General features: G+C 47.4%; 17 protein-coding genes and 1 pseudogene. 8 read left to right on the forward strand and 10 right to left on the reverse strand.

The features are described 5' to 3' along the window. Positions 1–106 precede the first annotated feature (106 nt). The 7 genes from EXU85_RS19255 (at position 107) to EXU85_RS19285 (ending at position 5,478) form a co-directional block, all read left to right on the forward strand. Positions 107–550, forward strand: a complete 444-nt coding sequence (locus EXU85_RS19255) for a MarR family winged helix-turn-helix transcriptional regulator (RefSeq protein ID WP_142773648.1) — start codon at positions 107–109, stop codon at positions 548–550. A 53-nt stretch (positions 551–603) separates the two neighbouring features. Beyond that, positions 604–912, forward strand: a complete 309-nt coding sequence (locus EXU85_RS19260; protein WP_142773649.1) for a hypothetical protein — start codon at positions 604–606, stop codon at positions 910–912. 41 nt (positions 913–953) lie between these two features. After that, entirely contained in the window at positions 954–2,219 is a 1,266-nt protein-coding gene (locus EXU85_RS19265) for an MFS transporter (RefSeq protein ID WP_142773650.1), read from the forward strand. Positions 2,220–2,485: 266 nt separating this feature from the next. Then, positions 2,486–2,695: a YtxH domain-containing protein gene (locus tag EXU85_RS19270; protein ID WP_142773651.1), complete on the forward strand. Its 210-nt coding sequence runs from the start codon at positions 2,486–2,488 to the stop codon at positions 2,693–2,695. 352 nt (positions 2,696–3,047) lie between these two features. Then, complete coding sequence (locus EXU85_RS19275; protein ID WP_142773652.1) at positions 3,048–3,461, forward strand: DoxX family protein; 414 nt, start codon at positions 3,048–3,050, stop codon at positions 3,459–3,461. A 171-nt stretch (positions 3,462–3,632) separates the two neighbouring features. After that, positions 3,633–4,535 (forward strand): AraC family transcriptional regulator, encoded by a 903-nt coding sequence (locus EXU85_RS19280; RefSeq protein WP_142773653.1) that lies wholly within the window; start codon positions 3,633–3,635, stop codon positions 4,533–4,535. An 82-nt stretch (positions 4,536–4,617) separates the two neighbouring features. Continuing rightward, complete coding sequence (locus EXU85_RS19285) at positions 4,618–5,478, forward strand: oxidoreductase (RefSeq protein ID WP_142773654.1); 861 nt, start codon at positions 4,618–4,620, stop codon at positions 5,476–5,478. A 153-nt stretch (positions 5,479–5,631) separates the two neighbouring features. Here EXU85_RS19285 and EXU85_RS19290 read toward each other — a convergent pair whose 3' ends face one another. The 3 genes from EXU85_RS19290 to EXU85_RS19300 form a co-directional block, all read right to left on the reverse strand. Beyond that, positions 5,632–7,407 carry a RagB/SusD family nutrient uptake outer membrane protein gene (locus tag EXU85_RS19290; protein WP_142773655.1) on the reverse strand — a complete coding sequence of 592 codons (1,776 nt, stop codon included), beginning with the start codon at positions 7,405–7,407 and terminating at the stop codon, positions 5,632–5,634. A gap of 16 nt (positions 7,408–7,423) precedes the next feature. Then, complete coding sequence (locus EXU85_RS19295; protein ID WP_168207824.1) at positions 7,424–10,639, reverse strand: TonB-dependent receptor; 3,216 nt, start codon at positions 10,637–10,639, stop codon at positions 7,424–7,426. 107 nt (positions 10,640–10,746) lie between these two features. Further along, positions 10,747–11,415: a DUF3826 domain-containing protein gene (locus EXU85_RS19300; RefSeq protein WP_142773657.1), complete on the reverse strand. Its 669-nt coding sequence runs from the start codon at positions 11,413–11,415 to the stop codon at positions 10,747–10,749. A 408-nt stretch (positions 11,416–11,823) separates the two neighbouring features. Between EXU85_RS19300 and EXU85_RS19305 the strand changes: the two genes are divergently transcribed. Further along, positions 11,824–12,711, forward strand: coding sequence for an AraC family transcriptional regulator (locus EXU85_RS19305; RefSeq protein ID WP_142773658.1), 888 nt, complete (start codon positions 11,824–11,826; stop codon positions 12,709–12,711). Positions 12,712–12,796: 85 nt separating this feature from the next. On the opposite strand, the gene EXU85_RS19310 is transcribed toward EXU85_RS19305, so the two are convergent. From EXU85_RS19310 to EXU85_RS19340, 7 genes and pseudogenes are all read right to left on the reverse strand, one after another. After that, positions 12,797–13,726, reverse strand: coding sequence for a dihydrodipicolinate synthase family protein (locus tag EXU85_RS19310; RefSeq protein ID WP_142773659.1), 930 nt, complete (start codon positions 13,724–13,726; stop codon positions 12,797–12,799). A gap of 87 nt (positions 13,727–13,813) precedes the next feature. After that, on the reverse strand, positions 13,814–15,403 hold the full coding sequence (locus tag EXU85_RS19315) for a sodium:solute symporter (RefSeq protein WP_142773660.1): 1,590 nt from the start codon (positions 15,401–15,403) through the stop codon (positions 13,814–13,816). A gap of 36 nt (positions 15,404–15,439) precedes the next feature. Then, positions 15,440–16,993: a glycosyl hydrolase family 65 protein gene (locus EXU85_RS19320; RefSeq protein WP_142773661.1), complete on the reverse strand. Its 1,554-nt coding sequence runs from the start codon at positions 16,991–16,993 to the stop codon at positions 15,440–15,442. A gap of 91 nt (positions 16,994–17,084) precedes the next feature. Continuing rightward, positions 17,085–19,580 carry a beta-galactosidase GalB gene (galB, locus tag EXU85_RS19325; protein WP_246859157.1) on the reverse strand — a complete coding sequence of 832 codons (2,496 nt, stop codon included), beginning with the start codon at positions 19,578–19,580 and terminating at the stop codon, positions 17,085–17,087. Positions 19,581–19,756: 176 nt separating this feature from the next. Beyond that, a complete protein-coding gene (locus EXU85_RS19330) occupies positions 19,757–20,872 on the reverse strand; it encodes a glycosylase (RefSeq protein ID WP_142773663.1) in 1,116 nt (371 codons plus the stop codon). Positions 20,873–21,071: 199 nt separating this feature from the next. Then, a pseudogene (locus tag EXU85_RS36200) lies at positions 21,072–21,248 on the reverse strand (AAA family ATPase); the annotation flags it as partial. 60 nt (positions 21,249–21,308) lie between these two features. Further along, entirely contained in the window at positions 21,309–22,898 is a 1,590-nt protein-coding gene (locus EXU85_RS19340; protein WP_142773664.1) for a sodium:solute symporter, read from the reverse strand. Positions 22,899–22,929 lie beyond the last annotated feature (31 nt).

The following is a 22,929-nucleotide window of genomic DNA, read 5'->3' on the forward strand; positions in this document are numbered from 1 at the left end:
ACTACAATAAAAGCAGGAACACCCTCTATTCTATCTTACTTTTTTCTAACAAACCCTGAACTAGTTCTATATTTGTAAAGTTACTTAACAAGTTTACTTTATAAATATGCCCTCGCCACCCCAACATGATCAGGAGCTATCAACCGAGCTACGAACGGTTGTGACCCGGCTTATTAAAAAGCTACGCACCCAGTCGCCGACTCATGCAAAACTTTCGCTTACCGAACGGTCTGTTATTAAGCTGCTCGATAAGCAGAAAGAAATGCTGCCCAACGAAATTGCTAAAATGGAAAAGGTGACGACACAGTCGATGTCGCAGATTCTGAATCATCTGTTGGCGCTTGGCTACATTACCCGGAACCCCTCAAAAATCGATAAGCGAAAAGTTCTAATCTCACTATCGGAAACAGGTGAGGCCATTTTACATGCTGTCAGAAATGAGGTAGATGAGTGGTTGACTAAAGCCATACAGGAAACTTGCTCTACCGAAGACAAAGCAATCCTTCGTCAGGCACTGGTCCCCTTAAGCAAGCTATTGGAAGTCGACTGAATCGCGTAAGTATCTGACGTTAAAATTCTTACACACAACTTACTCATCGAATCATGAAATGGTATCAGTATGTAGCTGCATTTTTTGCCGGTGCTTTCCTGGCTAATGTAGTGCCTCATTATGTGAACGGCGTTTCTGGCGATCCGTTTCCGAGTCCGTTTGCCAATCCCCCCGGCAAGGGTCTGTCTTCGCCAATGATCAATGTTTTGTGGGCCTGTTTCAACCTGTTTATCGGCTATATACTGCTTCGGGTAAGTAAGGCTTCTCCTCAGCACAAGCTGTTGATGTTCCTGCTGTTTTTAGGCTTTACAGCTCTCTCACTAATGGCAAGTAGTTCATTCATGGACAAGATGAAGCCCTGATTTTCAGTCAATTTCAAAGAACAGTATTCAACACTCGCGTTATGACCGTAACTACATTCAATGCGTTTAAAAGTCGCAATTACAGGCTGTTCTTTGCCGGGCAATCCATTTCCCTGCTCGGCACCTGGATGCAAAAAACGGCGGTAAGCTGGGTGATCTATTCGCAGACCCATTCCAAGCTCATGCTGGGCGTTAGTGTGTTTGCCACCCTATTTCCGTCGGCTTTATTGACACCCGTTGGCGGTGTTTTTTCAGACCGATATAATCGGTATCGGGTTCTGTTGCTCACGCAGGTTTTATCCATGGTACAGGCAATCCTGCTTACCACGGTTGTGTTCTTCAAGAACTATGCGGTTTGGGAGATCATTCTACTAAGCGTCATCTTAGGCTTGATCAATGCGTTCGATGTACCCGCCCGTCAGTCGCTGGTGTATGAGCTGGTCGACGACAAAAAAGACTTACCCAATGCAGTGGCGTTGAATTCTTCGATGGTCAATTTATCCAAGTTGATTGGCCCAGCCATTGCCGGTATTGCCATCGAAAAATTAGGCGAAGTGGTCTGTTTCGGTTTGAATGCCATCAGCTTTATTGCGGTAATTAGCTCGCTCCTGCTCATGAAACTGCCAACCTACGTCCCCAGGCTACATACAAAGAATATTCTGGGGGAGTTGGCCGAGGGGTTCGCCTATGTAAAAGAAACATCATCCATACGGTTTATTATTATCATGCTGGCACTGGTTAGCTTACTGGTCTTGCCCTTCACCAGCCTGATGCCTGTTTATGCAAAGGATGTGTTTCGTGGTACAGCGTCAACCTTTGGTCTGCTCGACAGTGCCATTGGACTTGGGGCATTTATCGGAGCCATTTTTCTGGCTTCCCTAAAACCCGGGGGCAACCTGAGCAAAATACTGGCCATTAATACCTTTGTTTTTGGGGCAGGGCTCATCTTATTTTCGTACACGCCCTGGTATCCACTGGCACTGTTCTTTCTCGTGATTGGCGCGTTCGGGATGATGTCGCAGATTACGATCAGCAATACCTTGCTTCAAACCCAGGCGGCTCCTGCCATGCGGGGTCGGGTCATTAGCATGTTCGTTATGGTGTATGCCAGTGCCTTACCGATTGGTAGTCTGATTGTTGGAACCCTATCAGAACACATTGGCGTACAGGCTACTGTACTGGGAGAAGGCATTCTGGCACTTGGGATTGGTGTGCTACACCTTCGCCATCTGCACACAAACAAACCCAGGCAAACAGTATCCACTTTGCCTGAACAACTGGCTCCCGAAGTGGCTCCACCTGTCTGACACAGTGGCCAGCACTCACGAAAATAGCATCGGCATTTTAGGGCACTGAACGGTATTTTCAGGCTAACTGACCGAATCTGTTTTTAGTCTTCCAGAGAAATTCCCATTTTTGGGTACTAAATCCTCTTTCAGGGTTTACTAATTTCTAAACTGTAGGCACAACTAATGCTTTAGCTGCGTTTAAACCGTCTGGAGTTCTTTTTTCCATGGCTGGTAGTAGGTTTCAAAAACCAGTCAGTAACCATTCATCATTAATTTAGCTAACTATGAAAAATTACATCAAAGGAGTTCTGTCCGGCATTGCGGCAGGGTTACTAATTGGCTACATGACGGCCCCTAATTCCGGCAAGAAAACGCGTAAAAAAATTGTCAAAGCACTTGATAAACAGGCCAAAGAATTGACCAGCAGCCTAAGTGAGCAGTGGGATAAGACAATTGCAAAGGCCGAGGAAGTTGTTGGCAGCGTAAAAGGATAAGCCCCAACTTACAAACGCCCAGTTTATGTAGAAATCACGATAACGATGAAGCCCTGACCTGCGATCAGGGCTTCATCGTTATCGTGATTTCTACATACAACCTCCCCTACCAATTCTCAGCTAAATCCAATTTAGCAAGATTTTTTTAGTCAGGAATTGATCAGGGAATGGGTTAAGTCCAGCCGAAAATTCGGGAGAGAAGTAAGCCCGGAAAAATGTCGCAATTCACCCCAAAAATGCCGTTTACCCCCCCTATCGAAGTGGTTGATGGGCAGTAAATTTGTCAAGTAAGTCAGCCAAACAACAACTACACATGACACAACTCAAATCTAAAAATTCAACTTCTCCAGCCATGAAAAAGACAAAAATCACGTATTGGGTACTAACGGGTCTGTTCGCATTTGTTATGGCGGGTTCGGCTATTCCCAATATTATGGTCAACCCAATGTCGGTGCAAGGTTTTACTGAGATGGGGTACCCTACGTACATCATTCCATTTCTGGGCTGGGCCAAGCTATTGGGTGCAATTGCCATTCTGGTTCCGGGTTTTCCTCGCCTTAAAGAGTGGGCCTATGCCGGGCTTATATTCGATCTGCTGGGTGCTACGTATTCCGTCGCAAATAGTGGTAAAGCTGTCAGCCAGTGGGCGCCTATCTTTATTTTTGTGGCGCTGGGCTTTAGCTCGTATATTTTCTATCATAAGAAATTGAAAGCAACAGCTACAGCCTCATCAGAAACTGCTCCGATACAAGAAGTGCTCTCCTAGTTTTGTGTTAAAATATAGTAACCACAGAGGCACAGAGAACACAGAGAAATAAGTCATACTATAGTTATTTCTCTGTGTTCTCTGTGCCTCTGTGGTTACTAATACCTTTCGTCTGTAAGACAGATTATAGTTCTGCGCCAAACAATGATTTGAATTCCGTAATTTTGCCACATGAAAAAGACGGAATCTCTCGAAGAGTTTTATAAGAAGAAGTTCAACTGGCTGCCCGATAACCTGCAACGGGGTATTGGCCACTTTAATGTATTTCGACTCGAGGATTGCCTGGGTTTAGGCGTTCCCGGCGTGCAATACAGCCGTCGGGACTTTTATAAGATCAGCCTGATCCGGGGAGAAAACGTATACCACTATGCCGATAAAAGTATTCAGATCAACGGCACGACTCTCATGTTTTTCAACCCACAGGTACCCTATACCTGGGAGTCATTATCTGACGATAAAACCGGCTTCTTCTGCATTTTTACCGAAGCGTTCTTCACCGAAAAAATCAGGGGGAGCCTGAGTGAGTTGCCAATGTTCATGGCAGGGAGCAAACCAGCCTATATTCTAAATGCTACTCAGGATGAACACGTTAGCACGTTATTTCTGAAAATGATCGACGAAATTGGCTCTGATTATCAATATAAGTATGACTTGCTTCGCAATTATGTAACGGAATTGATTCATTACGCACTGAAGATGCAACCTTCGGAAACACTGCACCAGCATCTGGACGCCAAATCACGGATCACAGCCGTTTTTACCGAGTTACTGGAACGTCAGTTCCCAATCGAATCGCCTGCACAACGGTTTAAGATGCGTTCAGCCAGTGATTTTGCCAATCAGTTATCCATCCACGTCAACCACCTGAACCGATCTATTCGGGAAACGACCGGCAAAACGACCACGGATTACATTGCCGAACGACTGGCCAGCGAAGCGAAAGCGTTATTGAAACATACTGACTGGACTATAGCCGAAATCAGCTACAGTCTTGGTTTTGACGAGCCAGCTCATTTCAATCACTTTTTCAAGAAACAGATCCACCTGACACCCTCCGCTTATCGAAATGTTTGAATTTGGCAAGTATTGGTTTGGATGCCGCAATGTACTGTCCTGGTAAGCCCACTACTTTTGTTCCCGTTAAACGAGCAAAATTATGGATACCAAAAACGTATGGTTTATAACAGGAGCGTCAAAAGGATTAGGGCTTTCACTGGTCAAACAACTACTACAACAGGGTTACAACGTTGCGGCAACCTCCCGAAACATCGAAGATCTGAGTCGGGCTGTCGGTCAGGCAGACAACCACTTCCTGCCACTATCGGTTGATCTGAAAACTGAAGCAAGTGTTGAAGCAGCCATAAACGCTACTATTGCACAGTTCGGGCGTATTGATGTGGTGGTGAATAATGCGGGCTATGGCTTACTAGGCAGTATTGAAGAGTTAACCGATCAGGAAGCCCGCGAAAATTTCGATGTCAATGTATTTGGCTCCCTGAACGTGGTCCGTTCTGCGATGCCCCATCTGAGAGAACAACAGTCGGGACATATCATTAATATATCGTCCATCGGCGGCTTCACAGGTAACTTTCCGGGATTTGGGATCTACTGTGCAACCAAGTTTGCCGTAGAAGGCTTTTCGGAATCGCTGGCGGCCGAAGCCAAAGCGTTTGGCATCAATGTGACAATTGTTTCACCCGGTTATTTCCGAACGGACTTTTTGGCCGCCAGTTCCCTCGGCGTTCCCAGTCGCCAGATTGACGCATACGAAGCGGTACGGGCAAGCCAGCAGGCGCACCAAACTCAGATCAACGGCAACCAACCCGGCGATCCTGAAAAGGCAGTTGCAGCGCTGATCCGGATTGCATCAGAACAAAACCCTCCGCTGCACTTATTCCTTGGCCAGGATGCGTATGACATGGCGTACACGAAAATAAATGCCGTTAAGAATGAGCTGGAAAATTGGAAAGCTATGACCGTTTCGACTGGTTTTGACGCAGAAAGTGTCATCGCTTAAACGCTGATGGCAACTTTCAGCATGGTAATTTGTCTCACCCTGGCATGATCCTGTTTAGAGACGAATAAAGTTTAACCACAGAGGCACAGAGTACACAGAGTTTAAAAGGATAAATTATCTCTGTGTCTCTGTGGTTAAACTTTATCCAATTTCTTATTTCAATGGGTCAAAGGCACCACCCCAGGTATTGTTCTGTATTAGTTTGGGGTTGTTGTCAATTGCCGTTTGCGGAATAGCAAAGAAATAATACTCTGGTTTCCAGGCAATATCATACTTCGTATCCAATTGCTTGAAGGCAAGGGTGAAGTAGTCCGTATACGCCTTATCCAGACTAACATTGTCGCGGGTGGTGGCAAAATCGGCGGGAACACCCGTCGTTTTCAGATTGATCGTTACACCGGTTCTGCGTTTACCATTCAATGTTTTTTCGATCAGTTTCCAACGACGCAGATCCCAGAACCGTTTACCTTCAAAGGCGAATTCCAGTTGACGTTCGTACAGAATCGCATCAAATAGTTCAGCCCGGCTCATGTTGGCCTGTAGTCCGTAGAGTCCATCTGTACCAGCTTCAATACCTGCCCGTTTACGAATGGCTTTCAGTTGCGTGTAGGCTTCGTCCAGTTGGTTAATACCAACGGCACTTTCAGCCAGATTCAGCAGTACTTCGGCAAACCGAATTTCAATCCAATCGGTACCCGAATACTGGACATCCCCTGCCGAAACAGATGGATTTATCGCTTTGCGCGTATAAAAGCCCGTGTTGCTCGCTTTCGATTCAACGGTTTTTCCGCCTACGAAATACGTCCATACTTTATTGGCAGTGTTTCCATTGAGCGGCCAGGTTGCGCCATTATAAGCAATAGTTTTGTCGAAACGAGGATCACGGTTTTTATAGAACAACTGATCGGTATAGGTGTATTTGGTCGACTCACCTACTTTTTTTCCGTCCAGCATCGGGAAGGCTTTCACCATTTCCCACGATGGCTGATTTGAACCACCGGCTGTTCCGGCATACGACGGGCGGGTGCTATTGTCATAGCCGTTGTTTTTCCTCAACTGATCGCCTGTTGCCGTGTTATACCCGGTGATGAAAACCGCTTCGGGGTTATTGACTTCCTGGAACCATAGTTGATCGAACGACGCGTGCAGTCCAAATCCATTGGCCGTCAATACATCATAAGCCTGTTTATTGGCGTTATAAGATGCCTGCCATTTTGCCTGATCGTCGGATGGATTAAACTGAGGACTTGCCGCATACAACAGGACTCGTCCCTTCAACGCAGCCGCAGTCCCTTTCGTAATCCGTCCCCAATCACTGGAAGCAGCCCAACGGCCTGGTACCGATGCAATCGTTGAATCAAGATCACTGACAATCTGGGCAAAACATTCGGCGGTCGTATTTCGTGGCAGAAAGTCAAGTTGTTTGGCTTCGACACCAACAGCTGCCAGGGGCGACAAAACCAGCGGTACCCCTCCGTATAAACGTACCAGATCGAAATACCGCCAGGCCCGGAAAAACTGCGCCTGAGCCCGAAGTTTGTTCTTGGTAAACTGAGGTAAGGTTCCAGCGTTTACATCGCTCAAAAACGTGTTGATGACCCGAATCTTGCCATAGTTGTTGGTTGCATCGAGTTTAGTACCGAAATCACCAATTTCATTGATCAGCAAGGAGCCCTGTAACAACTTACTATCGGCATACGACTCATCAGACAGGCCGCTTAAACCCGTTGGTTCCGGTCCTAACGAGCCAATGGGAACTGGCAGGTTCTGATCGTAAATGTAATCGAGGTTCATCTGGGTCAGCGTCGAATCTTTAAAGATCAGCGCCCCGCTGGTTGAACTCAGATCGGTTTTATCGAGCACCTCCATGCAGCCCGTCAGGGCAAGCGATGAGCAGAAGGCGACAAGGAATTTATAGGAGAGTTTCATAGTATCTGAGGGAATTTTACAAACCAAGGTTTAAGCCCAGCGAGAATGAACGAAGTACAGGATAGGTGTTGTAATTACCCGAATAGGATTTGTAATTGTACGGATTGTACAGGTTCAGGGGGTTGGTGGCAACCAGATAAACGCGTACCGTACTTAACCCTGCTTTCCCTGCCAAACGAGCGGGCAATCCGTAGGAAATATTGAGGTTACGAACCGATGCCTGTGTCGCGCTTCTATACCAGAATTCGGAATCGACGGTGTAGGTATCTTTGTAATAAGGACTTGGGTAAGCAGCATTCGGGTTTTCGGGCGTCCAGTGATCCGACCAGAATACAGGCCGGTTTGCTGTGGGGGTGGCCTGTGAACGAGCATCCCCTTCCACCAGCGCCTGCCCGCCGAACGCACCACCAATCACAGCGGCAACTGAGAAACTTCGGTAAGACGCACTGAAATTGAACCCAAATCCGAAGTGATTGCTGGCCTTTTTGTTCAGATAATCCAGATCGTCGGTCGTAATTTTCCCATCAGGACCGGTATATTGTCCCGATGCATCTTTAGGTCCTCTTACATCCTGGTAAAACAGCATACCTGGTTTTGGGGCAGCCCCGAAGAGCGTATAGCCGGGATTTTTCTCCAGATAAGTATCTACATCCTGCTGCGTTCTGAACATACCCAGATAATGGTAACCCAGTACGCCAACGTCCGTTGATCGCCCGGTTGGGTCTAAATAGGTTCCAAGAACACCCTTGTTCACGTCCACCAGAATTTGTTTGTTATCGCTCCAGCTCAGGAACGTGTTAACTTTATAGGACCAGTCGCTACCAATTTTATCGTTCCATCCGAGGGAGATCTCTGTTCCAAATCCATCTACACTGGCAAAGTTTTCCGAAGGCAGCGTAGCACCAACCAGCAGCGGAACGGACGATGTCAGGGACGTCAGCATGTTGTACCGATGATCGTAGAACGCATCCATCGTGAACGACAGTCGGCTTTTCAGGAATTGCGCATCCAGCCCGATGTTGTACTTCGTGTTGTTGTCCCAGCGAGCCTGACGGTTAGCCATAGCATTGTTAGGTGATACGATCAATGGACGGTCTGAGTTACCACCGAACACCGCTCCTTTACCCGTCTGGATCGAATAGCTGGTCAGCCAGTTATAGGGTTTGGTAGCATCTCCTCCCATAAAGCCCAGCGAACCGCGCAGTTTCAGGTAGTCAATTCCGCGAACATTGTTTTTAAAGAATGGCTCCTCAGAAATCACCCAACCCGCCGAGAACGAGGGGAACAGACCCCAGCGATATTCAGGAGCGAAGTTGGTAGAGGCATCGTAGCGTATCGCACTCTCGAACAGATACTTACCCGCATAATTGTAATTGATACGACCTGCGTACGACAGAAAACCCGTTTCCGACTCAGTCTCAGATGTGGTCTGGGTGCCAATGGCGTAGCGCATATTATCCAGGCCACCAATAATTACCCCTTCGGCCATGGCCGCTACGTTGTCGGTATGCGTTTCGGCCTGCTCGAAGAAGGCGATGGCTGAAATCTGGTGTTTCCCGAACTGACGATCATAATTCAGGTAGCCGTTAAACTGGTACGTATCAATGTAACCTGGATTGATCCTGACCCGATCCCCATTGTTCAGGGACGTTGTTTTGATCACATCGCCACCGTAAATATGCTTGTGGTCGCCCAGCATCGAGAAGCTGTACACGTTGTATTTCGTACCGTACTGTTTCCCAAAGCTGTTATCGAAGGTGCGGCTGTACAGGACTCTGGCTTTCAGCCCTTTGATACCCGGAATAGTATACTCCACATTGGCCGTTACGTTCAGGCCCGTTGTTTTGGTCTGGGTGTAGTTATTGGAATTCTGAACCTCGAAAAAGTTAAAGGCATCAATTGTATTCGTGTTGCTGGAATTCGAGAGCAGAACCGGCAGCCCGTTCACGTAAGGCGGATTGAACTGAGAGGTGTAGAGCAGACTTTTCATGTCGTTCTCTGCATTTTCGCCCCCTTGCTTCAGGTAGTACATGCGTTTGTTGCCAATGTAGCTGCTCAAGGACAAAGCGGCTTTTAGTCCCCGGGTCACCTGCATATCGGCACTGGCGCGGAATGTCCACTTCCCAGTATTGATGTTATCGAAGTTGGCATTCTGAGCATTGTACGAAGCCCCCGCGAAATACGTAGCCTTATCGTTACCACCACTCACATTCAGGGCATGCCGTTGAACGGTTGACGGCTGCCAGGCCTGACGTAGCCAGTTGGTATTATGATCGTTAAAATAAGCCAGTTCATCGGGGGTGTAAATGAGCGGGTCAGTTGGCAGTTTACCAGCCGCATAGTTCATGTCGTTCAGGTACGTAGCCTGTTGAACACCGTTCATCATGGTCGGCAGCGTAGCATCGGAAACACCCGTCGAGCCGCTGTAGCTGAATTTAGGCGCTCCCGCTTTCCCACGTTTTGTTTGCACCACCACTACGCCCTGATTAGAGCGAGCCCCATAAATGGCAGCGGCAGCATCTTTCAAAACCGAAATAGCGTCTACTTCCGATACGTCGAGCGCATTGAAATCGTCGGCTGACCGAACCACGTTGTCAATAACATACAACGGTTGCAGGGTTCCGCCATCTTTCGATAAAATGATCGGATTACGAATGGTAATGGTTGCATTTTCGCCAGGTCGGCTGGTACCTCCCGAAACACCGACACCAGGCAATTGACCCGCCAACACCGCCGACAGGTTATTAACGGGCAGGTCCTGAACGGCTTTCATATCAACCGTGGCGACAGCGCCGGTCAGGCTTGCTTTTTTCTGGGTACCGTAGCCAACGACGACCACTTCGCCCAGGGCAGCGGCATCCTCTTCCAGTTGAACGGTGAGGGCAGTTCGTCCACCAACCGGAACTTCCTGCGTTTTAAACCCGATGTAGCTGAAGATCAAGGTCTCACCTCCGGTTGGCAGATTAAGCCGAAACATTCCTTTTATGTCCGTAACCGTTCCGGTTTTCGTTCCTTTTAATAAGACGTTTACCCCTGGTAGCGGCTCGCCTTTGGCATCCTTAACCGTGCCGGTAATATTTTCCAGCGGGGCTTTCCGGGCAGAAGCCGTTCCAGAAAAAGGAGTTCCCTTCTCTGCGTAACAGACCTCCTCCGTAACCCCGCCCAGGAGAAGCGCGCAGACCAGCTTTATAGCACTGGTGAGCAGTTTTTGTGTTCGTAAAGGCGATACCATGCGTGTGTGATTAAGGATACGTTGTTTTAAAATGATGTTTATTGCAGGTAGGATTCTGTGGGTTCTTCTTGTGATGTCAGATGAAAGTATCCGACACCACGAATGCTTCATTCCTTTGATTTTCCGGCTTCTTTCTCCCGGGCAATCCGTTCTTCCCATTCTTTGCTCGCCTTTTTCATGTCGATTCCGGCAGCCGACAGGTAGTTATTGATCCGTCCTTTATACTTGCCAAATTGGGCATGTTTTTTCTCCGATGTGCCTTCGTCCATGGCCCGCTCACGCGCTTCTGTCAGATAGGCGAGAATCTGTGCTTTTTGGGTGTCCGTTAAATCCGGCAACATAGCCTGATACCCTTTGTATGTAATGGGCAATACCCCGTACGTCATCCCATCTTTTACCATGTCTACTTGCTGAGCCGTTAAATCATGGGAAAGCACCGCTAGATACTCACGATGTAAAGCCGTCAATTTCTGGCTGGCATCCGCTTCAATAGCTTCTTTCCGGGTTTGCTCTGTGATACCTGCCAGGGCTTCTTTCCGGCTTTCATGGATGGTATTCAGGCTTCGATACTGTTGTGCAATTTCTGTTTTTACACGCTCGGCAACTTGCGGATCTGTAAGGCCAAGGGTAGCTACAATCCTGGCCGCGCGCTCGTTGATCACTCGTGTATAAGCCGCTTCTTTACTTTCTATTGTCTGATCTTGCCCTAATGCAGTAAGCGCAACTAGCAGGGTCAGGAGACTGCTTACTAAGAGATTTTTTAGCCTATAGATCATCTCTAAAATTGATTAAAAACGTTCATTTCTACGGTAAGGGGGCAGGTTTTGGCGTAACGTTCAGGGTAGGCAAAAACCGTCATTAAGTGGGCATTAAAAGCAGACAAAAGCAGGAATAAACAATACTTTTCTATAACATGATACAAAAATATAGTACATTTTAGGGCAATAACTGCATTTTTTTGTCAATTTATTATAGGAAATTATCATAGAATAAATATGACTTATCTACGATATTTCGTTTAGGTTTGTAGTGTGATTACCTGAGCACATTTCTGGCTCTAACCGGAGAAGATATACTTGACCTGAAGCAGACAATTAGTCAGTAGGCTAGCTACCAGTCATGCTTATATAGTACAAGACCTTCGGCGTACCTGCTGACTCTATTGGATACATTTGCCAATTGCCATGAAACCACTATTTCGAAAAGTAACTGCCAATCTGGAGAGTTCATATACGGTTCGACACAACGTCTTACCTCATTTTAAGAACATCTGGCATTACCATCCTGAACTTGAGTTGCACTATATTCTCAAAGGTGAAGGGGTTCGGTTTATTGGGGATAAGATCAGTAATTTCTCGCCCGGCGAAATCGTGTTGGTCGGCGAAAATTTACCGCATACCTGGCGTAGTAATGAGGAATATTTCCACAATGATCCAGACCTCAATATTGAAGTCATAGTTATTCAATTTCTGCCCGACTGTCTGGGTGAGTATCTATTGAAATTGCCCGAAGCTTATTTAATTCCAAAGCTGTATGAACGGGCAAAGAGTGGTATGGTCATAACGGGCCAAACAAACGAGAAACTAGCCGAACTCATGCATCGGGCCGTTGATGCCACAAACCTCGACAAGCTGATTATTCTATTGTCTATACTGAAGATACTCTCCGAAACGAATGAGTACGAGATGATTGTGAACGGGCGGGCGGTATTTTACCAATCCAACGAAACCGATACGCTCCGCCTGAACAACGTGTGCAGTTATACACTGGAGAATTACAAGAAGGATATTACCCTGGAAGAAATATCGGCCATCAGCAATCTGAGCGTTACCTCGTTTTGCCGGTATTTTAAATTAATGACAAATAAGACGTACTACGATTTCCTGATCGAAATCCGTATTAGTCATGCCTGCCGGGCACTCATAGAAGATAAAACACCCACCGAAATTATCTGTTTCGACTGCGGGTTCAATAACGTATCGAACTTTTACCGTCACTTCAAAAAAGTAACAGGCTTAACTCCGCTTGAGTACAAACGGCAATATTTGAAAAAGGGGAAGGTGCTGGCCTAGTTTTTTGAACACAGAGGCACAGAAAACACAGAGAAAAATAATAAATAAGCCTCTCTGTGCTCTCTGTGCCTCTGTGTTCAACCCATCAAACCACACTCAACTCCAGCTCATTCTGCAATTGGGTGTAGTCTTCATACAATCCCTCTACCTGTTTGGCAATGTCTGGCGTAAACGTACCTACACTCCGACGCGTAAAGGTGGTCATGTCGAAGCCGCGTAGCTGTAGGAAGTATTTTGAAACGATGGGATAGACGTTATGCATCACATCCATTTTGTCGATCAGGAACTGCTGTACTTTAGCCACTTCTTCCTGTAAATCGGCGTTGTCGTAATTCCGGCAAAGCCAGACGATCAACTCAGGAAAGTAATTCCCCTGAATACAGGAAAGTCCTGCCGATCCTGCTTTTAGTGACTCAACCGCGTGAGCCATGTAGGCATCATATAAGCCAAATCCTGGGCGGGAAGCCAGTCGCAGTTTCTCTTTAATCTGCTGAAGATCAAGGCAGGTATCTTTATGATAAATAACCCGGCCTGTATCGACAAATAACTTTAGCTGATCGGGTGAAATCAGACGTTTATAGGGAACAGGACATTCGTAAAACCCAACCGGAATTGTTTCGGTCTGATCCAGCAAGTGTAAAACCCGCTCGTTGAAGACCGCATCCGAATCGGCTTCATCGGCCAGCAAGCCCGTAATCAGAATGACGGCCTGGGTACCTGTGTTGTTTACCTTTTTAACAAATTCAGCCTGCTGCTCAATTGGCCCACCAAATGTGCCTGTAGCCACCACGGGAACCGCGCCATTTACCACCTTGATAACGTGCTCGATGATCTGAAGCCGTTCCTGTTCGCTCAATTCGAACATTTCGCTCGACAGACAATTGGCAAACATACCCGCGGCACCAGCCTGGAGGTAAAACTCGGTGAGCCGGGTCAGGGCATCAAAATCAATGGCACCCGTTGTGGTAAACGGCGTAAGCATCACCGGAATAAATCCCTTTTCTACTGTTTTCATATTGACTAAGTAATGGGTAATGTAAAATGCATAATGACTACTAATCAGATCATTACACATTTTACATTATTCATTATCCATTTTACATTATTCATTTACAATTACTTCTTTTCTGACTTGCTCCAACGAGCGGCCTTTCAATTTTGTCAGGATCAATCCCACCAGAAAAATGGTGAGCGTACCGATCACAATAATCATGTTGCTATGCAGCGGATTGCGTAGATAACTGAATTGATCGGGGAGATTACTGGAGAATGTCATCCAGACAATGACCAGCACACCAATGCAGGTGGCGGTTAGCGCTTCATGGCTGTTGGTACGTCGGCTGATCAGGCCAAGCAAAAATAATCCGAGCATACCAGCCGCAAAAATACCGGAGAGTGTCCACCAGGTATCCAGAATACTTTTCACCCCAATCATAGCCAGTCCGGTTCCTAATCCTAATAAACCAACCACTACGGTAGTCAGGTGAAGAAGGCGCAATAACTTTTTGTCCGATATATCGGCGTTGATATACCGTTTGTAGATGTCTTCCGTAAATACGGTAGCCGATGCATTCATACCCGAACTGATGGTGCTCATAGCTGCCGACAGTATGGCCGAAATGATCAATCCCATCAGCCCTGCCGGTACTTTAGTCACCATAAAATGAGGCATCACTTTATCGCCGTAATCAGCGGGTTGAAGCGTGGCCATGAGTTGGGTCACTTCGGCCGCCGAAGCCGTTGTGGGCAAACGATCCATCGCTACTTTTTGCTTGATGGCTTCAATAAACTCAGGATGGACCTGATAATACGCGAACAGGCATGAGCCGATCACAAAGAACATGAGTGAAGCAGGAACATAGAGCCAAACGCACAACCAGAGCGATTTCGAGGCCTCTTTTGCCGATGAAGTCGTATGATACCGCTGAATGTAATTCTGGTCCATCCCAAAATTATTTAGGTTGATAAAGAACCCATACAACAGCACCACCCAAAACGACGATTGCGTAAAATCGGGTGCGTAACTCCCCAGGCTAAACTTATCGTGGCTAACACCAATGTCGACAATTTTAGAAACGCCACCCGGCATCGACTGAACAATCAGGTACAGAATCAGCAGAGCCCCAAAGGTTTTGATAACAGCCTGCACCACTTCGGTCCAGATCACGGCCTCCATCCCACCCATAACGGTATAGATGATGATACAAACACCCATTACGATCATGATCATCTGCATAGAATAACCCGTAAGTGCCTGTAAACTAATGGCTATCCCCAAAAAAATTGACCCCATTCGGGCTAACTGCGTCAGTAGAAAACAAACAACGGCGTAGGTTCTGGCCCAGGGACCAAAGCGGTGTTCGAGGTGGGTATAGGCGGAGATTTCGCCGGTTTGCCGGTAGAAGGGCACAAAAAAACGCGATGCCATATAAGCCGCTAGCGGCATAGACAGGCTAAATACAAAGGAATTCCAGTTGCCGCCAAACGCTTTCCCCGGCACACCCAGAAAGGTGTTGCTGCTCAGGAAGGTAGCATAGATCGACATTCCTAACGCCCAACCCGGAATCTGGCCGGACGCTTTAGTGAACTGGTCGGTATTCTTGTTTTTTCGGGAAAAGTAAACGCCAACCAGCACCATCGCCACGAGGTAAGCAGCAATGACAGCCAGGTCGAATAAGGGTAGGTTCTTCATGTAGCAGGAATAGGGTAAAGGGTCAATCGGGGAAGTTTATAGCCGAGTTGTCAATGGGCCAAGCGTCTTCCCTTTACTTACTTGTTTTCCATCAGAAAAGACTATGAAGCCCTTGCCTTTGCCGTAATGTTTTCCGGTTTTATCGTATAAAATGGTCAGTATCTTTCCATGGTACAGCACATTATCGAGGCAAAACCACTCCCATTTGGTTTCGGGTATCAACGGATGAATTTCCAGTACGTTATCGGCACGCGGCTTCAGGCCTACTAAATCGCTGATGATTAAGTCAGCAAAGCCCGAATGGTTGTAAAATTTACTTCTTGGATTATCCCCCTTCAGCCATTCGCCCGTTTTTTCATCCTGATATTCCCCCAGGTAAATTTTGCCGTTCATGGTGTGCGACCGGGCGTATTTCAGCAACTCATCATAAAATACCGACTTCGTCATCTGCCCCTGATTCCTGTAGTTCGTGAGCAGATTCGACAGTCCTTTCAGGGTTTGTGTGGTGGCAAATGGCCAGACGGGACCATCCCATTCACACCCGTGCCCCGACCCATGAGTGCGGAAAAGCGGATGCCGACGTTCGGCGGTGGTAATGCCCCAGGGAGCCTTGAATCCGGTAGTGTCGGTAAGCTGATTCCACTGACGGGCATAGGCTGGCTTATCGTCGGGCAGGTTAAAATACCAGGGAATAAATCCGATGGCTTCGCGGGCATTTGAGAAACCGCCTTTTTCCAGCTTCACTTCAAAAAAGTTGGCGGATTCATCCCATAAGCTATCCAGCGTTAGCTTTTTTAGTTCGGCCGCCTGCTGTTGGTATCGGCGCTGGAGGGTGTCATTTTGGGCAAGTTCGGCCATGGTGGCCAGAGCTTTGGCATTGCCGTACATGTAGCTATTGATGGAAGGACGTCGGTTTTTCTCTTTTCGCGATCCACTGATCGACTCTTCCATGGCGTCTTTCACATCAAATTGCCAAAACAAGCCGCTGGGTAGCTGCTTTTCCTGCTGCCATTTCCGGTAATCAGCATCTAAAGCCTGGAGGTTCTTTTGGATAAACGGCTTATCCAGATTGACCAGGTATCGATTATACACCGCATCGTCGACCCAGCTACTGAACCCATGAAACCGCTGCGCTACATGCTTTGGGTCGATGTACAGCCAGAACGAAATATAGTCGTTAATGTACTGCGGATTATGCAGCCATCGGCCTTCGTAAATATGATGTCCCAGGGCACTGCTGATGGCATTGTACTTCCCGGCATGATTTACGTTGGTGATGAACTCGGTGAAGACGTAACCTTCCGGCGTTTCTTTTAAATGCTTCCGAAACGCCCACCAGCGGTAATAGTACACCTCCTGTACTACCGAATCTGGACAATCGAATAGCGGAATATTCTTTGCAAGCCAGTCAAACGACTGGTCATTTGGCACATAGTTTTTTACGGCTTCTTCGTCAATGGAATTAAAGTACGAAACGTAATTTTTGAGCTTATCCGTTGTCAGTACCTTACCCGACTGCCCGACACAAACCGTCGTTTGTAACAAACAGATAATCAGAAGTATGCCGGATGGTTTCTTTATACCATTCATGATTCATTATCTTTTAGTGAGGCCAGGTTCTAAAATCCGACACCACATGCAGTGCAAAAGGTGGCGTTAACGTCATAAAAAACTACCCCTATTATTTACTAACCAACTCAACTTCTGCTTCCTGCAACCCTTCTGCCCTAGCCTTTACAGTTACCTTTCCTGCTTTTTCGGTTGACTGAATAATAGCCAGACACTTTCCGTTGTAGGCTTTTCGGTAGCTAGCTTTGAACGGTTCAAGACTGGCCTGGTAACCATTATCAACACCAGCAATCGTGCCCTCTCCTACTATAGCAAACGTAATTAGATGGTTAGCATCTGGCACGAGATTCCCTTGCTCATCCACTATGTTAACCGTAATGAACGACAGGTCTTTGCCATCGGCTTTGAGTGTATTCCGATCCGCAATCACTTGGATTTTAGCAGCTTTGCCAGCCGTCGAAATCGTTCGAGTTAATACGGGTTTACCGTCTTTTCGGGAGACGGCTTTCAGGGTACCGGGTTCGTACGGAACGCGCCACATGACATGCAAGTCATCCCCGTTTTTTTTTCGAATACCTAATGAGTTGTCATTGAGAAAAAGCTCGACCTCATCGGCCTGATTATAGTAGGCCCATACATCAACCGTTTTCCCTTTTTGCCAATTCCAGTGCGGGAAAATATGCAGGACCGGCTTGTCTGTCCACTCGGTCTGGTACAGATAATAACTATCTTTAGGGAAACCAGCCAGGTCAAGAATGCCGAAATAGGAACTGCGTGCAGGCCAGGGATAGGGATGCGGCTCACCTAAATAATCGAAGCCAGTCCAGACGAAAAGTCCCGCCATGTGCGGCAGTTTTTTGATGGCTTTCCAGGTTTGTTCATGTGTGGAACCCCAGTAAGCAGCTTCGTTATCATAGGCCGAAGCAGTCCAGTCGGGGTTACCATCCGTGAATTTGGCGGGACCGCCTTTGCCCCACATGCGTATGGAGTCGGAAGGCATATCATAGTGCCCGCGTGTTTGCAGGGACGAACCTGTTTCGGAGGCAAGAACGGCCTGATTCGGGAACGTTTTGGGGAATTCGGCGTAGGCTTCGTGTTTATAATTGAACCCTAAAAGATCTAAGGCACCTGAGCGATAAATAAAGTTTTTATCGGGTATATTCTCCGTCAGCGCCGACGTAACAGGCCGGGTTGTATCCAGTTTTTTAACAATTCCGGCTAGCTCTTTCGTGATCGTAAGCCCTGTTGAATCAAACTGTTCCCGAATTTCGTTACCAATACTCCACATGAAAATAGACGGGTGATTTCGGTCGCGACGGACCATATCTTCGAGGTCGGTCTTATGCCAGGCATCCCAGTTAAGGCCATAATCCTGCTTCGATTTCTTTTTCTTCCACATATCGAAGGCTTCGTCCATAACAATGAAGCCCATCTCGTCGCACAAGTCCAGGAATTCGGGGGCGGGTGGATTATGCGCAGTGCGGATGGCATTGCAGCCCATGGCCTTCAGGAGTTCAAGCTGCCGCTGTATGGCCCGTCGGTTTACAGCAGCACCTAAGGCACCCAGATCGTGGTGAAGGCAAACGCCCAGAATTTTTGTGGGTTGCCCATTCACTGAAAAACCGGTTGCCGGATCAAATCTGAAGTAACGAATACCCAGGGGTGTTTGGTAGCTATCCACCAGTCTATTTTGCTGATAAACCCGGGTGATAACGGTGTATAAATAGGGCTTGTTGACTGACCAAAGCGTTGGATTCAGGAGATCAATCTGTTGGGCAACCGTAGTGAGTGTATCAATGAGTTGAACAGACGTTCTCGTTTGCGTAGCTACCTCTTTCCCCGAAGCATCCAGAATAACGCTGGTGATGTTAACTGATTGTGGCGTTCCACCTGAGTTCCAGCCACTGGAATGCCGGCCAACCACGTTACGGATGCTAACCTGCACTAAAACCTGCGCTTTTTGGTTTGTGACAGTGGGCGTCGAAACAAACGTACCCCACTGATCTACGGCTATGGTTGAGGTCGTTACCAGTCGCACATTCCGATAAATGCCTGAGCCTGTGTACCAGCGAGAATTGGGTTGCGCTGCGTTATCGACCCGGACAGCCAGAACGTTTTTCTCACTACCGAATTTCAAATACGTACTTAGTTCGTACCGAAACGAGCTGTAGCCATAGGGCCGAATGCCCAGTGAGTGTCCGTTTATCCAGACTTCGCTATTCCGATAAACCCCATCGAATTCAATAAAGATAACCTTGTTTTTTGATGAAGCAGGTACAGCAAACGTTTTTCGGTACCAGCCAATCCCCGTAGGCAGGGCACCTTCCTGGGTTGTACTCAGGTGATGTTCGCTGAACTGCCCTTCAATACTCCAGTCGTGCGGTAAGGTTAGATCTCGCCAGTTTGAGTCGTCAAACGCTACATCTTTCGCCTTAGCATTATCGCCCAGATAAAACTGCCAGCCCTTGTTGAAATCCAGGATAGTCCGTGGCTCGTTTTGGGCAAAAACTGGGTAGGTTAACAGGGTTAATAGTAAATATAGAAGGCTGACGTGATGTTGGTTACTTATAATCGACAGGTGAGGTTTCTTAAAACCTCGTGTCGTCAAAACCTGGTTAAACACCCCTAAATCCCCTGAAGGGGACTTTATCAAAGAGTAAGCACAGTCCCCTTCAGGGGATTTAGGGGTATTTAACCAGGTTATAAGCGATAGGTTTTGAGAAACCTCTCGCGTAAGATGTAAGCATCTGACTTCACGCCCATCCCTAAGTAGCCCTGCGTTCCTCATGGTTTCTTTGTGGCAGGTGCGGCTACAAAACGCTTCGTACTCTTCCCTAAATCGACCGATGTGGCCACGGCGATACCGCGCTGATCGGCTTTGTTAACTGCGCAATAAAAGTGATATACAACGCCTTTATGCTTCAGAACGAACGATTTATGAGCGTATAAATCGTCATACGATTCTGAGGGCTCAATCAGGTTGGCTCCCGTCCAGTCGGTCCAGTTGACTAAATCTGTTGAAGCAGCAAAGCGGTTAAAGGCCCCTTTCCGATCTTCCCAGAAGGCCCCGAAATAGAACATTACATACAGATCGTCTATTTTCTGAATCACGGCGTCGCCAGTAATACCTGCCGAGTGCATCAAAACGGGCGCTTTCCGGTACCGCTGCCAATGCAGCATATCGTCCGACACGGCCATGCCTATCCGTTCGAACCAGCGCGTTTTATTCACGCCCGTTGTATCGCCGTTGGCGTTGTAATACATCACAAAAGGATGGCCCGTCAGTAGGTTGAGGTCCTGAATGACTGAGCTTTTAAACAGTTTACGATTTTCCCACCAGCGCACGTCGGCGTCTTTGGCGGTCAGCACGGGCGTTGATGCACGCTTCCATTCGTGCACGATTGTCGGATCTTTTGCGGTATAGGCAATCCCGATTGACAAATCACCTGCTTCGTACCCTTGGGCTGCTCCACCGATATAGGACATCCAGTAGTTCCCCTTGTACTTGTTCAGGCCGTAGCGCCCATCCCACTCGTAATCCTGTAAGGCATTATAGGCCGCTTTTTGATTCCCATCCCACTGAGTAGTATCCGAGAATGACATGATCCGGCCCATCGTTTTCCAGTTGAGCAGATCGTTACTCGTAGCCAGCCAGGTCTCGTACCCCCTTCCGCCATAAATCAGGTACGTCATGTACCACTTTTTTCCCTTCCGAAAGACCGTTGGGCAGTCCATCTTCAACGAGTTATCGGCGGGTGTCATAATCAACCCATACTTAAAAGGCGTTTTGACTTCCTCATAAATTCGCTGCATCTGTGCATCCGAAATGCGGGATGATTGGGCAAACCCGGATAGTGGTAACAGGCAAACGAGTACAATTCGGGAAAAGTGGCAGGTCATTACGCAAGTCAATTTGGGCAACAGGCGACTAAGAGTACAAATCTATCCAAGATAAAGCCTATGCTTATCTATTATTTTCACTAAAGATTGTATGATGTTAGCGTGCTATCAAACTCCCAATAAGACACAAAATACCCAACAAGGCTATATATCAACTTTCACTGATGTGAAAGGACTAAAGACAAATCCATTTAGGCACTCAAAAGAGGGTTTTAGCATCTGTTTTCAGAAAATCGGGCCAGGGAATGCCTCTATTCCCAACGAGAAGGACCTTGTCTGCTCCAACTTTTCGCTGAAAAGCCTCCATACCTTTGGCGCTCTGGGTACGTCCACTTTTCACGTCAAGACCAATCAGTTTCCCTTTGCGCTCAATGACAAAATCGACCTCATCATTTCCATCCCGCCAGTAGTAAAGGTTTAGATCACCTAAGCGAGCTTAAACTGGAAGCTTTGGGGAAGATGACGATTCTAAGGATACTTCTTTCGACGTGTTTCGCCAGCCACTATACAGAAGATTCGTATCCAGTTTAGGCTTGGGGAAAAACAGGCTCGCTACGTAACCAACGCCAATAACGACCAGATGGCTATAGACGCCCAGCATCAGTTTATGATGCGTGAAGTTGTAATCCCCCATATCCAGCAATAGTTTCTTGTTGGCCCCATATCCAATCTGGGTCGAGGTTAGAAAGGCGTAGGCGGTAAACAGAATGCACACGAGAATGGCAATATTGACCCCCTGTCTGTTGGCGCGTGCACTGAAAATGCCCAGCAAAAAAATACCGACAATCCCCCCCGAAAAAATGGCGTACAGGGTAAATACAATACCTAAAACGCCCTCATTACCCGCCTGCAAATAGATGGCCCCAATCAGAATAGCGATAAGGCCCGAAATCACAACAATCGCTTTACTCACCGTCAGGTATTCTTTATCCGTACGGGCAGGGCGAGCTTTTTTATAGAAATCTTCCAGACCAACTGCTGCCAGCGAATTCAGGTCGGCACTAAGGCTACAGATAGCCGCCGAAATCATAGCTGCCAGAATAAATCCCACTACGCCCGTCGGGAATTTCGTCATGATGAAATACGGAAAAACGGCATCGGGCCGCATCCCCTGGGGCAAGGGCTGTTGCTTGTAATAGACGTATAGGGCGGTGCCGATAAACATAAACAGCGCCCAAACGGGCACCGTTAGTGAGATACCCAAAATAGAGGCTTTGATGGCTGCTTTGTCGGTTTTAGCGGTCAGGTAACGCTGGACAACCGTTTGGTCAGTGCCATATTTTTGAATGGCATAGAACATGCCGTTGATGACCATTACAACGAAAGTAAGCTTTGTAAAATCGAGGTCGTAGGGTCCAAAACCCGTCCGCCCATTCGCCGAGGCAATGGTAATAACTTCCGAAAATCCACCCCGAACGGAGTAAAGAATAACCACTACACAGAGAATACCACTGGCAAACAGCATAAATCCCTGAAAAACATCCAGCCAGATAACCGCTTCAATCCCACCCAGTAAATTCACCGCAATGATGATGAGACCGACCAGAACAATGATATAAAACGTATCGCCCCCTGTCATGTTGGTGAGCGCCACCGACAGTAGAAAAAAGACCGTACCCATGGAGGAAAACTGCCGGAGAACGAAGGCCGTAGAACTGTAATAGCGGGCAAATGAACCAAAGCGTTTTTCGAAATATTCGTAGGTACTCAGCCCGATCACTTTGCGATACAGAGGCACGATAAACCAGATGGTTCCGAGCAACACGATAGGGACCATTAGCCCCTGTACCAGTAAGATCCAGTTCGACGAATAGCCTTCGCTTGGGTAGCCCAGAAACGTGACGCTACTAATCAGCGTAGCCAGCAAAGACATACCAATTGCCCAGGCGGGTACTCGCCCCCTGGCCGCGAAATACGTTTCTGTTGTCCGTTGGTTTTTGGCGTACCGTAACCCAAAGTACAAATTGATAATCAGCACCAGGCCGATGATCAGGTAGTCGAGGATGCTTAAGGTTGGGATTGACATTAGATTACCATTAAGTAGTCATTTTATTGTC

The sequence above is a fragment of the Spirosoma sp. KCTC 42546 genome (genome assembly GCF_006965485.1).
In the GTDB taxonomy this organism is placed as follows: Bacteria; Bacteroidota; Bacteroidia; order Cytophagales; family Spirosomataceae; genus Spirosoma.

What these genes read in the sequence shown, in the direction of transcription:
- EXU85_RS19295 (WP_168207824.1), bottom strand. Translation starts at nt 10,639, where the DNA reads ATGGTATCGCCTTTACGAACACAAAAACTGCTCACCAGTGCTATAAAG.
- EXU85_RS19275 (WP_142773652.1), top strand. Translation starts at nt 3,048, where the DNA reads ATGAAAAAGACAAAAATCACGTATTGGGTACTAACGGGTCTGTTCGCA.
- EXU85_RS19255 (WP_142773648.1), top strand. Translation starts at nt 107, where the DNA reads ATGCCCTCGCCACCCCAACATGATCAGGAGCTATCAACCGAGCTACGA.
- EXU85_RS19285 (WP_142773654.1), top strand. Translation starts at nt 4,618, where the DNA reads ATGGATACCAAAAACGTATGGTTTATAACAGGAGCGTCAAAAGGATTA.
- EXU85_RS19330 (WP_142773663.1), bottom strand. Translation starts at nt 20,872, where the DNA reads ATGACCTGCCACTTTTCCCGAATTGTACTCGTTTGCCTGTTACCACTA.
- EXU85_RS19320 (WP_142773661.1), bottom strand. Translation starts at nt 16,993, where the DNA reads ATGAATGGTATAAAGAAACCATCCGGCATACTTCTGATTATCTGTTTG.
- EXU85_RS19270 (WP_142773651.1), top strand. Translation starts at nt 2,486, where the DNA reads ATGAAAAATTACATCAAAGGAGTTCTGTCCGGCATTGCGGCAGGGTTA.
- EXU85_RS19260 (WP_142773649.1), top strand. Translation starts at nt 604, where the DNA reads ATGAAATGGTATCAGTATGTAGCTGCATTTTTTGCCGGTGCTTTCCTG.
- EXU85_RS19290 (WP_142773655.1), bottom strand. Translation starts at nt 7,407, where the DNA reads ATGAAACTCTCCTATAAATTCCTTGTCGCCTTCTGCTCATCGCTTGCC.
- EXU85_RS19265 (WP_142773650.1), top strand. Translation starts at nt 954, where the DNA reads ATGACCGTAACTACATTCAATGCGTTTAAAAGTCGCAATTACAGGCTG.
- EXU85_RS19315 (WP_142773660.1), bottom strand. Translation starts at nt 15,403, where the DNA reads ATGAAGAACCTACCCTTATTCGACCTGGCTGTCATTGCTGCTTACCTC.
- EXU85_RS19280 (WP_142773653.1), top strand. Translation starts at nt 3,633, where the DNA reads ATGAAAAAGACGGAATCTCTCGAAGAGTTTTATAAGAAGAAGTTCAAC.
- EXU85_RS19310 (WP_142773659.1), bottom strand. Translation starts at nt 13,726, where the DNA reads ATGAAAACAGTAGAAAAGGGATTTATTCCGGTGATGCTTACGCCGTTT.
- EXU85_RS19300 (WP_142773657.1), bottom strand. Translation starts at nt 11,415, where the DNA reads ATGATCTATAGGCTAAAAAATCTCTTAGTAAGCAGTCTCCTGACCCTG.
- EXU85_RS19305 (WP_142773658.1), top strand. Translation starts at nt 11,824, where the DNA reads ATGAAACCACTATTTCGAAAAGTAACTGCCAATCTGGAGAGTTCATAT.
- EXU85_RS19340 (WP_142773664.1), bottom strand. Translation starts at nt 22,898, where the DNA reads ATGTCAATCCCAACCTTAAGCATCCTCGACTACCTGATCATCGGCCTG.